Genomic DNA, 12,259 nt, shown 5'->3' with positions numbered 1-12,259 from the left:
TATAATTGAATTGGTCCGCAAATATCTTTATTTCTATTTAAAAAACTAAACTTTTGAAGCAAATTCCATAAGGTAGGCACAGAGCAGTGCTCCGTAGGTTCCCACTACGTATCCCATCACTGCAAGTAAAACCCCTACGGTTGCCAGGGAAGGGTGAAATGCCGCTGCCACTACCGGTGCAGATGCTGCTCCTCCCACATTGGCCTGACTTCCAACGGCCAGGAAGAAATACGGGGCTTTTATGAGTTTGGCTACCACGATCAGCAAGATAGCATGGAAACTCATCCAGACAAGTCCTATGGCAATTAGACCCGGGTTTTCAAGTATTTTTCCAAGATCCATTTTCATTCCTATGGTCGCTACCAGAATATAGATAAAGACACTACCAATTTTACTGGCACCCGCACCTTCATAATTTCTTGCTTTGGTATAAGACAACAGGATACCTATGGCAGTGGCAATAGTGATCATCCAGAAAAACTGAGATCCAAAGGAGGACAAAGCACTTTTTTTATCGTTCACCACTTCAAAGGTAGAGGTGAGGAAGCCCGAAATATTATTCGCTCCCCAATGTGCAAGCCCCACAGCAGTAAATGCTATGGAAAGAATGATCATTAGATCGCTGAGTGAAGGATTCCTGGTAATTTTTTCACTGAATTCCGTCACTTTTACTTTTAATTCCTCTATGGCAGTATCATCGGCTTTTAACCAGTTATTGATCCTTTTATTCTTTCCAATTCCCAGTAGGATAATAGCCATCCACAGATTGGCCACCACAATGTCTACCAGGACCATTCCTCCGTATTTTTCCGGATTATACTCAAAGATCTCCAGCATGGCAGCCTGATTGGCACCTCCGCCTATCCAGCTTCCCGCGAGGGTGGATAATCCTCTCCAGATAGCATCAAAACCAACACCACCAAGGGTTTCGGGAGAAACCAGGGAGATCAGTAAGATGGCAAGCGGCCCTCCCAGAATGATCCCTATCGTTCCGGTAAAGAACATAATAAGGGCTTTTGGCCCCAAATTAAAAATAGCTTTCAGATCTATACTTAAGGTCATAAGTACCAAAGCAGCCGGTAATAAAAAACGACTGGCAACATAATAGGTCTGTGAAAGTTTATCGGAAATAAGGCCCAGCGAATTGAATACGGCCGGGATCATATAGCACATCAGCAGTGCGGGTATAACTTTGTAAAAGCTATACCAGAAACCGCTTTTCCTTGATGAAGTGTAAAAAACCAGCCCGAGTGCCAGCATAAGAAGTCCGAAAGTAATAGTGTCATTCTTAAAAAAAGGATCCATAATAAATCGTGTATTTTGGGCAAAATACAAAATTGAGAAATAAAAAAAGCGGCACCGGCCGCTTTTAATATCTTAAAATTATACTATTTAACGCTTCATCCAGGCATTTCTCAGTTTTAAACTGGCTGCAGAAGCACCTTCCACCGGAACAATAGAAGAAACTGATACCATAGGTTTGGTAATATTACCCTTAAGGGTGATCTCTTCTCCGTCTCTTATCAATACCATATTAATCTCATCTCCCGGATTCCATGCAAAAGAAGTTCCTACCATATCCCTGATATTATCGAGCTTGTAGTTCATTCCGTTAATAGACCTGATAATATCATTTCCTTTTACTCCCAGTTTTACCAGGAAACTGTTCAACGGGACTTCAGCTCTGAAAAAGATATCGCCGTTCCCCTGGTTAACATTGATAAAAGGATCCTGTCCGTTCAGGAAATATCCAGATTCAACTTCCTTGGTTTCGAAGGCCAGGCCTACTTTATTTAGAAAATCATCATAAGGGATCGGAGTATTACCGATAACGTGTTTTTCAAAAAATTCACCCACCTCAGGGTAGGTAAGGGAAACAATTTGATCTATGATCTTCTCATCTTCAAAAGGTTTGTCTTTTCCGTATTTCTGAGACAGATCCTTCATAAGATCGAGTATTCCTCTCTCGCCATTGCTCTGCTCCAGCATAATAAGGTCAATACACATTCCTATCAGGGCTCCTTTCTCGTATACATTGGCATAGTTATCTTTATACGGGTCTTTCAGGATGTTTTTACTCATTTCTGTAAAGGACATATGATCGTCATAAGCCTTGGCTCCGTTGATCTTAGACATGATACGCTGATAGAAATCGTTATCGTCTATCAGTTCCTGTTTGATCTGGAAAATATTGGCGAAATACTCGGTAACACCTTCATACATCCATAAGTGCTCCGACATTTTCGGGTTATTATAATTAAAGTTGTGAATTTCTTCCGAGTGCACCGTGAGTGGGGTTACGATATGAAAAAACTCGTGAGATACCACATCAACCATGGCCTGTACAAGGTTTGCCCTCGGCATGGCTTCGGGAAGGACAACAGTTGTTGAGGTATGGTGCTCAAGGGCTCCGAAACCCTGTGCATCTGTCTGCTCCAGGGTAGACAGATAAAGAAGGATATTGTATTTTTTAGTACTGTTAATATCGCCCAGATAGGCTTTTTGCGCCCGCATCATTTTTTCCATGTCTCCTTTAATACTCTCTGCCGTATACACCTTGTTAGGAGAATATACACTCAGGGTCACCTCGATATCATTTATCTTAAAACTAGCAATATCCGGAGATGCATAAAGAATGGGATTATCGATGATCTCAAAATACCTGTTGGCAACATAGATATCGGTATCAAAAGTCTCATTTACCAGGCTTTGAGAACGCGTTAATGTCGTACTTCCTTTCAAGTCCTTGGGGGAGTTGATGATCAGCTTATAGCTGTGTGTGTTCAACTTTTCAAAATACCCCACAAAACCATGAAGGTTTAAAACGAAATTCTTTCCAGCATCAATATTCATCCCTGCAGGGGAAAATACGGGCTCTTTCTTTTCTGTTTCGGTATCGTAAGTATCATTTACCTTGTAGGTAATTTTATCCAGTTGCCTTGCATTATCTATTTGCCAGGAGTTCTCATCCAGCTTGGTTACCTGCAATGCATTTCCGTCGTAATCCAGAGCTTTGAAGTTTTCTATATACTGACCGTAATTGTCCGTACTATAGGTTCCGGGTACCGTTTTGGGGATATAGAATGTAGTGCTTTCCTCTGAGAACCTTCCGGGATCGATCTCTACAGCCACTTTATCATCGGTAACATTAACCAGATCTATGGTTGCGGTTACCGGAACATACTCTGCCTGATCATTTAGTTTGGGAGGACAGCCGTATAACAAAATAGATACGGCAAAAATGTAAACTACTTTCTTCATTTTATGGATTTTAATAATTACAAAGAAACTCTTTTTAGAACAATTAAAACAGTTGTTTAACATATTTGGCTACCCCATCTTCTTTAAAATGATCGGTTACCACATCTGCTATTTCCTTTAATTCTTCCCTGGCATTATCTACTGCCACACCACAACCTACGGCTTCTATCATTTCCATATCATTGTAGTTATCGCCAAAAGCCACTGCATTTTCTAGGGAGAAGGGATAGAATTCCTCCAGAACGGTTTTGATACCCGACAGTTTGGATACTCTTTTATCTGCAATCTCTATCAGCGTAGCGTTCGATCTGTAAATATGCAGGGTATGACCAAATTCTTTTGTTAAAACGGGAAAGATGCGATCTATATTTTCTTCGGTGCCCATACACATGATCTTATGGGCGCTTTTACCTTTTGTTTTCCATTCTTTTATGACCTCTTCCATCGCCATAAAATCGGGCTCTGCACGGGTGTTAAAGATCTCCTTCCTGACTCTTTCCGTCATTTCCTCAACATACCACTCATCTTCAAAATAAAGTCCCAGTCCTACTTTATTCTCCCGGGAACACTGGAAAACGGCCTCAATAACCGGCATTTCTATGGTAATAGAACTAATAACTCTGTTTTCCTTGAGGATAAGGGCTCCGTTATAACAGATCATGGGCTCCTGTTCTATACCCAGGCGCTCCTGCAGGTAAACCATAGATTTTGGCATTCTGGCAGATACCAGAACGATCGGGACCTGATCTTTGATCCTTTTCAACTCCCCTGCAGTAAAATCGGATACATCGTTCTTCAGGGACAGCAGGGTACCGTCCAGATCGGAAAATAGAATTTTATAGCTCATTTTTTGCGATTAAATATTTAACCAATAGGTCAGTTTCAGATTGATAGACCTGTTTCTTGGCGCAAAGGTATTAAGTGTGAAATAATTATCATTATAAACGATAAATAAATCGGAGAGAGGAGCAAAACGCCACTGAAGCCTGGTATTAATGCCCAGATTATCACTCTGATTACTGTATTGTACCAGGGTGGACCAGAAGATGGATTTGCTGAATGTAATATCGAACCTGGGGCTTACCAGGAGAATATCTGCACTCGGAAAAGGATCGGGCAATTCTATGCGATCGTAATTTACTCTTAAGGAAGCCGAAAAATAAGGTTGTACCCTGAGGCTCATTTGCCCGCGGATGGAATAAATATCTCCGTTAAAGAAGGCTCCGCCCGAAGGCTCAATGCTGAAAGAGAAAGCCTTTCTCCGGTCTGATTGATATTCGAGGCGATAACTGGTGTAATAATAACCCTGATCTCCGGGAAGGGGAATAGCTCCGTCCGTACCCGTAGGGTCAAAATCGTCTGTTAAGAATGTAAACCTGCTGTTAACACCTGCCGAGATCCTGGCTGTATTCCGGAACTCTGCATTCCAGGACGCCTGAAGATTGTAATCTGTATTCTGAAAATCCAGGCCGGGCCTCCATAAAAATGCAGGACTAAGCTCAAAACGATGGTTGTTCAGCTTTCCGTTCTTTGCCCAGAAAATACGTTCAACACTGGGTTGTATCCGCAAAATATCCGAGCGTCTTATAAAACCGAGATCCGAACGGAAGTCAGCACCCACGTAGGTTCCATCCACACCGATCCTGTAATGCCTCGAATTGTAATTCAGGTTGAGACCTGCCGAGAAATCGGCATTTCCGCCATTGGATGCAAAGGATTTATGCGTGTAGAACTTCCCTACCCAGGTATTGTCTTTAGAAGCGAGGTTGTAATCTATTCCAAGTACCCGGTTGTAACGATCTCCTTCTTCCAGAAAATCTTCATCTCCGAATGCCTGACGGTTAACGAATATCAAACCGATATTGGAACGGGCAAATACTTTTCGCTGCAATGCAAGTACCGTATTATTATTACTGGCAATCTCATTGGCTTCATCTTTTTCGGTCTGCAGATTCAGAAAACCCAGCCTCCAGTCTTTATTGAGCTTTCCGCTCAGGCGTACTCCTCCCAATATCCTGTTTTCAATGGAATTACCGTCAATATCCTGTGCAATTCCTATCCGCCGGGAAAAGAAGGGATTTGCATCTCTTCCGTTACCGAAATTGGCAAAAAGATCGCTGTTATCTATAAAGAACTGCCTGCGTTCAGGCAGCGATATTTCAAAACGGGTAAGGTTGGTTACCAGATTATCCACTTCTACATTGGAGAAGTCAGGGTTTACGGTAATATCCAGGTTCATTCCGTTACCGATGGCTACTTTGGCATCTCCACCTACTTTAAAATCGGTAAAATCATTGTCTTCTTCAAAATCTTTTGCGGCCAGTGCATTTACATAAGGAATAATGGCCAGAGGAGTCCTGGACCTTCCCAGGGGTTTTTCGAAGACCATATCGCCCATAAAGGCCAGGTTAAAAATAAACTGGTTTCTCGGAATATGTTGCCAGGTACTTTGTTCGTTGGTCTGTGTATCGAAGCGATAGCTGTTAAACCGCCATTTGGTCTCACCTTCCCGGAATTTAAAAGAAGTGAGGGGGATGGCCATTTCGGCTATATAATAATGATCGTATATTTTGGCTTCGCCTTTCCATTTTACATCCCAGGTAGTATTAAATCCCCTTAATTCGGAACCTCCTCCGGATATTAGGGCTTCTCTTCGCACTCCATATGGGTTTATTCCAAAAAGAAAAGCATTGGTCCCGTCGTTAAAAGTATCGAACAACAAACTGATGTTATCGTTCCCTCCGGCACGGAAATCCCTTCGCAGGGAAGAAATAATGTAATCATTTCCCTCTGCATACACCTTAATACCTATATAAAGTGTTTTATCGTCATAGAGCATTTTTATTTCCGTCTGTTGTGCGGCGGGTAAGGAATCGGAAGGGAAGTATTGCCAGAAATCTGCGGCACTTTCTGCGGTTTCCCATACCCCTTCATCCAGAACGGCATCTATGGTTATGGGTTCGTTAATATATTTTACTTTGAATTGTTTTTCCTGACTGTGAGAAAGATAGGGGAGGATCAAAAAAAAGAAAAAAAGAAGGCGCACTGGATTGATTAGTTAGTTGAAGCCCAAATTTACACCTTAAAACGTTAAGAAAATCCCAAAATTTAACTTTCGGGATTTTCTCTTTTTTTGGGCTCTCTTTTTGCCTGTTTTAAACTTTGCATAAGCATCCATTCGATCTGCCCGTTGGTACTCCTGAACTCATCGGCAGCCCATTTCTCAATAGCCTTCAGCATATCTTCATTTATCCGCAATGCAAATGCTTTCTTTTTTGACATAATTATTTTTTGGTAAACGGAATTTCCTGCCCGTTTTGCAAAAGGGTTAATCCTGTAATTTCTTTATTGTCGTTTCTCTGAAAACTTACTTTCGCTTTTACTACTTTATAGAAGAAAGTATCATCGCCTTCATAAAAAAGCTGAAAGGCATCCTGTGCTCCCAATTTAGCAAATAATTTTCCTTCCTTTAGGGAAAGCAAATAGTTTAAGCCGTACTGGCTGTTTTCAAAAGAACCCGTATAGGTATTCAGATCTTCTTCACTTAAATCCTGTTCGTCCTTTGTAGCAATTAATTTATTTTTTTCCGGATTCATTAAATGTATCGCTATATCCTCGGTCGGATTGGAACCCGAATTGGTCATAATTGCCACAATCTTCTGATTTGTCTTATCTATAGAGATGAAAGTCCTGAATCCGCCGGTACCTCCGTTGTGAACGAGTATTTCTCCGGGGTTGATAAACCACCCCAGGCCGTGACCTAATCCGTTTTTATCCGTAAAATAAGGTTTAGAGGTCAGCTCCATCGCACTTTTCAGGGAATTGCCCTTGTCGAGATAGGATCTTCCGTATTTAACAAGATCCCTGATGTCTGCTCTTAGTGCGCCCGCCGCAGCTATAGCCTGGAAATCCCAGGCAGAAGTGGGCTTTTCTCCGGCGTAGCCAGTTGCAAATTTACTCTGTGCCTCTTCCGGTATCTCGAAATAGGTGTTTTTTAACCCCAGAACATCCAGGATATCTTTTTGTATAAGTTCTTTATAATCGCCCTTCTTGTGAAGTGCCAGTGCTTCTCCGAGTAGACCTACTGCCAGATTGGAATAAGCAAAATCCTTTCCTATGTTCCCGGCTTTGTAGCTTTTAAGGAATTCGAAAAGCTCCTTCCTTCCATAATCTTGATAAGGATTGGCTGTGTATAGCGATTTCATATTGTTAGGTAGCCTCGGTAACCCGCTGGTGTGTGTAGATAGCTGTTCCAGGGTGATGACATTGCCTTCATCATCCCTTAAACGAATACCATCCGGTAAAAAACTGTCAACCGCATCCGATAGTTTTATCGACCCCTCATCAACATATCTTGCCAAAAGCAGCGCTGTAAATGTTTTGGTAATCGACCCGATCTCATAAAGGGTTTCTTCTCCGGCCTTTACGTTTTTTTCCTTATCGGCATAACCGTAAACATAATAGTCCTCAGACTGAGGAGTCCATACTCCCAATACAATGGAGGGGTTTATTCCGGTATCTACTCTTTTTCTTATTTCGCTCTTTACATCTTCGGAAATTTGAGAAAAAACCGGAAATGTCAGCAACAGAAATAAGAGGGTTACAAATCTTTTCATTTTAGTTCTTTATAAATGCAATTAAAGTTTTAATAAGCTCATCAGACAAAGGATATTTATCTGAAATGTAGGAGGCCTGGTTTTCCTCTCTGGTGTTCACTTCTTTAAGAAGGTGATTCATCTTGGGAATGATCACCAGTTCAGCTTCTCCTCTTGCCGTATGAAGTGCTTTGGCATCTTCCGGACGTACCTGAAGATCACTTTCTCCGTTAATGATAAGGGTAGGAACCTTTACCTTTTTTATTTCCTCTACCGGATTAAGGGCATTATAGGATTTTATAAAATCGTGATTTCTCGGATTGAAAATGCCTATAAGGAACTGATTTACCTCTTTAATGGTATCGGTTTCCCTGAGCTCCTTAAAATGAGCTTCCGCAGTCTTTGCGAGCTCATCACTCTGAGCGGAAATTTGCCTGATAACAGCTTTTTCCATGGTCTCACTCAATCCTGAAAGGGATACATAGGAATGTACACTGTCGTCCAGGGCCAGCATCCCGGTCAGAGATCCCTGACTATGCCCCATAACCACTATTTTACTAAACCGTTTGTCTCCCTTAAAATGACCTATACAGATCTTCGCATCCTGTACCAGGTCGTCAAAGGCAATTTTCTTCAGGATATGTTCCCTGTTCTTGGGATTGGAACTTCTTTTATCGAAACGATAAAAGGCAATTCCGTTTGCATTCAGGGTATCGGCCAGTTGTTTGATGTAGTTGGCCTGAATTACCGTACCCGGCTGGTTCCCGTTCCTGTCTGTATTACCCGAACCCTGAATAAATACTATCAGGGGTATAGGTTCTGCCGCTTCCTGATAACTTAGCGTACCGGGAAGTTCTATTTTTCCATTCATTAACAGGATCTCTTCAGAGATTGTTTCCTGTGCCTGTAAAACAAACAAGCTAAGGAGGAGTGTAATTGTCAGATTAAGTTTCTTCATTTCTGTTTTTTAAGCTATCCAGGGTTTGTATAAATTCACTAGGTTTTTTAGTACCTATTAAAAAAGTGGATCCATCTATAAAGGTAAGCTTTATAACTTTACTTATTCCTATAGTGGTGATGGAGGGAGTCTTTACAAAAAACGCCCAGCGGCCAGCTTTATAGCCGTACTGAGGACGAGAATAAGTAATGCAATCATAATTTTTAATTTTGGAGATAGGTATTTGTACTTCTTTATTTTTAAATGGAGGATATCTGTAATGAATACCCGTTCTGTCTATTCTAACCTCCTGTTTGATTCTGGTGATAAAGAGGATAGCAAGGCTCTCGAAAAGAATAATGACCACAAAAGCAATAAGGATCTCCTTTTTCTCCGGCGGTGATGTCGATCTTGCATAAACACTTCCTAAAATAATCAGCACGGTCGACAGGGAGGATGCTATAAGAAAAAAGATCCACCTCGGAAAACGCTGTATTTCAGAAAAGTATTTCATATTCTGCTTTTCTCCATAAAGGCCTTTAAAGCACCTCCGTGGAGCACTACATTAATTAATTTCCAGCCATTCCTGGCTTCATTATTTAAAAGGTCTTCAAAATCGGAGTCCTTCATAAAAAGACCTGCCTTTTGTTTTATGATTTTATATTCTTTCATTTTGTTAGTTGTTAGTTGTTAGTTGTCAGCAATTGATCATTGTTTATTGATAATTGTTCATTGCTCATTAATGATTCAAGGTTCCTGCATTAACCACCGGAGTAGCGTCTTTATCACTACAAAGAATGACCATAAGGTTACTTACCATAGAAGCTTTACGTTCTTCATCAAGATCTACAATTTCCTTTTTACTCAATTCTTCAAGCGCCATTTCTACCATACTTACAGCTCCCTGTACTATTTTGTGACGAGCAGCAATAATAGCAGTAGCCTGCTGGCGCTTCAGCATGGCATTTGCAATTTCCTGGGCATAAGCCAGATATCCGATACGGGCTTCAAGAACTTCTATTCCTGCCATTGCAAGCCTCTCCTGAACTTCCTTTTCCAGGGCTTCGCTCACTTCATTAACACTGGAACGAAGGGTAATATCCTCGTCATGACCCTCATCGGCAAAATTGTCGTAAGGATACATACTTGCCAGCTTCCTTACCGCAGCGTCGGTTTGTACACGAACAAAGTTTTCGTAATTGTCCACGTCGAATGCTGCCTTATGCGTATCGGTAACCTTCCAGACAAGAATGGTACTGATCATAATAGGGTTTCCTATTTTGTCATTTACCTTAACACGCTCGCTGTCGAAATTGCTTGCGCGGAGAGAGATCTTCTTTTTAGTATATAACGGATTTACCCAATAAAAGCCATTGGTTTTAACGGTGCCCACATATTTACCGAATAATAGCAATACCCTGGAACCATTTGGATTTACCAGAACAAACCCAAGCATACAAAAAAGGCATATAACTATAACGATAATGAATAAACCGTTTTCCAGGGCAATTGTGCCTGCTATACTCCCGAACAGGAGGATAAGGAAAAAGGCTAAGAACACATAACCACTTGGGGGAGTAACTATTTTTTCGTTTGACATGGTGAATATATTTTAGATTGATATTAAAATGATATCATAAAGATATAAAAAAATTTTAACATTTTCCAAATAATATTAACACTAACTTAAATCTGGATGGTTATTTTTGCAAAAAATATTATACAATGAAGAGATTGCTATTCCTATTGGTCCTTGTTGGACAGTTTTCATTTTCAAATTCGATTTTCTGGGGTAAAACAGGACATAGGGTAGTGGGGGAGGTTGCCGAACAGCATCTGAGCTCCAGGGCAAAGAGAGAAATAAAAGAACTTCTCGGAGGACAAAGCCTTGCCCTGGCATCAACCTATGCAGATGAAATAAAGAGCGACAAGCGATTTAAAGGATTTAGCCCCTGGCATTATGTAAATTTCTCTTTCGATAAGAAATACGGGGAAGAACCTGTTAGTGAATTCGGAGACCTGGTTATGGGTATTGAGAAATGCCTGGAGGTTATTAAGAGCAAAACATCTACTAAAGAAGATAAGGCCTTTTACTTAAAACTACTGATCCACTTTATTGGTGACCTTCATCAGCCTTTACATGCCGGAAGGGGTGAAGATAAGGGAGGAAACGATATCCAGGTACAGTGGTTTGGCCGCGGAACCAACCTTCATAGGGTATGGGACAGCAATATGATAGATAATTACGGAATGAGCTATACGGAGTTATCGGCTAACCTGCCTTCCATAAATAAAAAGGAAAGAAAGAAGATACAGCAGGGTACCGTCCTGGATTGGGTATACGAATCCCAGGCTCTTGCCAAAAAAGTATACGGAACTGCTAAAGTGGGTGAAAAACTCGGTTACAATTATATGTATGATCATTTTGATACGGTAAGGGAGCAACTTCAGAAAGGTGGTTTGCGACTTGCCAGGGTCCTTAATGAACTTTTCTAAACAATTGTTCTGAAGGTAAGATTAATACGGGCTCCTATCTGTTTTTTAGTCTTGGGAACCTGATGTAACCAGTGATGTTGTGTTTCTCCTTTCATTAAGAGTAAACTCCCGTTTTCCAGCAATAATTTAGTCTTTAGGGCCTTATCGGTCCGGTGTTTTAAATGAAACCAGCGTTGTGCCCCGAAACTCACGGAGGCTATTACCGGATTTTTACCGAGTTCCGGCTCATTATCTGCATGCCAGCCATTACTGTCCTGTCCGTCCCTGTACAGGTTTAACAAACAGGTAGTAAAATCTTTTTTACTTACGGCTTCTACCTTTTTCTTAATCTTAAGTAACTCTTCCGTAAAGGGCAGAGGGTGCATGGTTATACCCGAATAAGTATAGGTTTTGGCATTGTTACCGTAAAGTGCTGTTAACCGCGGTTGCGGATAGGTCTTTCCAAATAACTTTATGTCATCCTGCCTCCATTCAGTCTGATCTAAAAGCGTATCGAAAAGACGCAATGATTCTTCCGGATTAAAAAAATTGGAATAGTAATCTATCCTTCCTCCCGGAAGGATCAGTGCTGTGGGTTCTTCCGTATTAAAAAGCTGCATCCTTTTCTGTTTAAGTATAAATAAAAGCCCACCAGATCAATCCGAACTGGAGCAAAAGCCGGCCGTAAAGGACCCATTTCGGTAATCCCAGGCTTGCTTTCTCATTCCCGATCATATAAATATGAACGGGAAAGAAAACCAGAAGCATGAGCATAATCCCCCAGGCCGCATAAGTGGAGGTCGATGGAAAACAAACCGCAATTCCGAGTGTTATTTCGGCAATACCACTAAGATACACCAGCGTTCTGTGAGCCGGCAGGTACCTGGGCATAATTCGCATAAAGGCTTTTGGTTTTAACCAGTGAAAAATGCCCACAAATACATATATGGAAGCCATCAGGTATTGATGCCAGGGAAAATTCACGATCCTC

At 41.2% G+C, this 12,259-nt stretch carries 13 protein-coding genes; 1 reads left to right on the top strand and 12 read right to left on the bottom strand.

Translation table 11 applies throughout. The features are described from left to right. Positions 1–45: 45 nt before the first annotated feature. The 10 genes from GWK08_RS02415 to GWK08_RS02370 form a co-directional block, all read right to left on the bottom strand. Positions 46–1,305: a DUF819 family protein gene (locus GWK08_RS02415; protein WP_163605313.1), complete on the bottom strand. Its 1,260-nt coding sequence runs from the start codon at positions 1,303–1,305 to the stop codon at positions 46–48. Between the two features lie 87 nt (positions 1,306–1,392). Then, positions 1,393–3,261 (bottom strand): M61 family metallopeptidase, encoded by a 1,869-nt coding sequence (locus GWK08_RS02410; RefSeq protein ID WP_163605312.1) that lies wholly within the window; start codon positions 3,259–3,261, stop codon positions 1,393–1,395. Between the two features lie 43 nt (positions 3,262–3,304). Continuing rightward, a complete protein-coding gene (locus GWK08_RS02405; RefSeq protein WP_163605311.1) occupies positions 3,305–4,108 on the bottom strand; it encodes a Cof-type HAD-IIB family hydrolase in 804 nt (267 codons plus the stop codon). Between the two features lie 9 nt (positions 4,109–4,117). Beyond that, positions 4,118–6,307: a DUF5916 domain-containing protein gene (locus GWK08_RS02400; protein WP_163605310.1), complete on the bottom strand. Its 2,190-nt coding sequence runs from the start codon at positions 6,305–6,307 to the stop codon at positions 4,118–4,120. 62 nt (positions 6,308–6,369) lie between these two features. Continuing rightward, a complete protein-coding gene (locus GWK08_RS02395) occupies positions 6,370–6,543 on the bottom strand; it encodes an Arc family DNA-binding protein (protein ID WP_163605309.1) in 174 nt (57 codons plus the stop codon). Between the two features lie 2 nt (positions 6,544–6,545). Continuing rightward, positions 6,546–7,877 carry a serine hydrolase domain-containing protein gene (locus GWK08_RS02390; RefSeq protein WP_163605308.1) on the bottom strand — a complete coding sequence of 444 codons (1,332 nt, stop codon included), beginning with the start codon at positions 7,875–7,877 and terminating at the stop codon, positions 6,546–6,548. A gap of 1 nt (position 7,878) precedes the next feature. Further along, the gene (locus GWK08_RS02385) at positions 7,879–8,814 is read right to left on the bottom strand and encodes an alpha/beta hydrolase family protein (protein ID WP_163605307.1); all 936 of its coding nucleotides are present in this window, start codon (positions 8,812–8,814) and stop codon (positions 7,879–7,881) included. Continuing rightward, on the bottom strand, positions 8,801–9,307 hold the full coding sequence (locus GWK08_RS02380; RefSeq protein ID WP_163605306.1) for a YdbT family protein: 507 nt from the start codon (positions 9,305–9,307) through the stop codon (positions 8,801–8,803). Before GWK08_RS02380 ends, GWK08_RS02385 begins: the two co-directional genes overlap by 14 nt. After that, positions 9,304–9,465: a DUF4177 domain-containing protein gene (locus tag GWK08_RS02375; RefSeq protein ID WP_163605305.1), complete on the bottom strand. Its 162-nt coding sequence runs from the start codon at positions 9,463–9,465 to the stop codon at positions 9,304–9,306. The genes GWK08_RS02380 and GWK08_RS02375 overlap by 4 nt, the downstream gene beginning before the upstream one ends. A gap of 67 nt (positions 9,466–9,532) precedes the next feature. Next, positions 9,533–10,393 carry an SPFH domain-containing protein gene (locus GWK08_RS02370; RefSeq protein WP_163605304.1) on the bottom strand — a complete coding sequence of 287 codons (861 nt, stop codon included), beginning with the start codon at positions 10,391–10,393 and terminating at the stop codon, positions 9,533–9,535. 125 nt (positions 10,394–10,518) lie between these two features. Between GWK08_RS02370 and GWK08_RS02365 the strand changes: the two genes are divergently transcribed. Next, on the top strand, positions 10,519–11,289 hold the full coding sequence (locus GWK08_RS02365) for a S1/P1 nuclease (RefSeq protein WP_163605303.1): 771 nt from the start codon (positions 10,519–10,521) through the stop codon (positions 11,287–11,289). On the opposite strand, the gene GWK08_RS02360 is transcribed toward GWK08_RS02365, so the two are convergent. Together GWK08_RS02360 and GWK08_RS02355 are read right to left on the bottom strand one after the other, a co-directional pair. Continuing rightward, the gene (locus GWK08_RS02360; RefSeq protein WP_163605302.1) at positions 11,286–11,888 is read right to left on the bottom strand and encodes an alpha-ketoglutarate-dependent dioxygenase AlkB family protein; all 603 of its coding nucleotides are present in this window, start codon (positions 11,886–11,888) and stop codon (positions 11,286–11,288) included. The genes GWK08_RS02365 and GWK08_RS02360 overlap by 4 nt on opposite strands. Before the next feature lie 10 nt (positions 11,889–11,898). Next, entirely contained in the window at positions 11,899–12,252 is a 354-nt protein-coding gene (locus GWK08_RS02355; RefSeq protein WP_163605301.1) for a DoxX family protein, read from the bottom strand. Positions 12,253–12,259: the final 7 nt, after the last annotated feature.

Source organism: Leptobacterium flavescens (assembly GCF_010671605.1).
GTDB classification, from domain to species: domain Bacteria; phylum Bacteroidota; class Bacteroidia; order Flavobacteriales; family Flavobacteriaceae; genus Leptobacterium; species Leptobacterium flavescens.
This window is presented reverse-complemented; position numbering and strand designations above follow the sequence as displayed.

Coding starts and splice junctions, on each gene's coding strand:
- GWK08_RS02410 (WP_163605312.1), bottom strand. CDS start 3,261: ATGAAGAAAGTAGTTTACATTTTTGCCGTATCTATTTTGTTATACGGC.
- GWK08_RS02365 (WP_163605303.1), top strand. CDS start 10,519: ATGAAGAGATTGCTATTCCTATTGGTCCTTGTTGGACAGTTTTCATTT.
- GWK08_RS02405 (WP_163605311.1), bottom strand. CDS start 4,108: ATGAGCTATAAAATTCTATTTTCCGATCTGGACGGTACCCTGCTGTCC.
- GWK08_RS02370 (WP_163605304.1), bottom strand. CDS start 10,393: ATGTCAAACGAAAAAATAGTTACTCCCCCAAGTGGTTATGTGTTCTTA.
- GWK08_RS02385 (WP_163605307.1), bottom strand. CDS start 8,814: ATGAAGAAACTTAATCTGACAATTACACTCCTCCTTAGCTTGTTTGTT.
- GWK08_RS02415 (WP_163605313.1), bottom strand. CDS start 1,305: ATGGATCCTTTTTTTAAGAATGACACTATTACTTTCGGACTTCTTATG.
- GWK08_RS02375 (WP_163605305.1), bottom strand. CDS start 9,465: ATGAAAGAATATAAAATCATAAAACAAAAGGCAGGTCTTTTTATGAAG.
- GWK08_RS02390 (WP_163605308.1), bottom strand. CDS start 7,877: ATGAAAAGATTTGTAACCCTCTTATTTCTGTTGCTGACATTTCCGGTT.
- GWK08_RS02395 (WP_163605309.1), bottom strand. CDS start 6,543: ATGTCAAAAAAGAAAGCATTTGCATTGCGGATAAATGAAGATATGCTG.
- GWK08_RS02380 (WP_163605306.1), bottom strand. CDS start 9,307: ATGAAATACTTTTCTGAAATACAGCGTTTTCCGAGGTGGATCTTTTTT.
- GWK08_RS02360 (WP_163605302.1), bottom strand. CDS start 11,888: ATGCAGCTTTTTAATACGGAAGAACCCACAGCACTGATCCTTCCGGGA.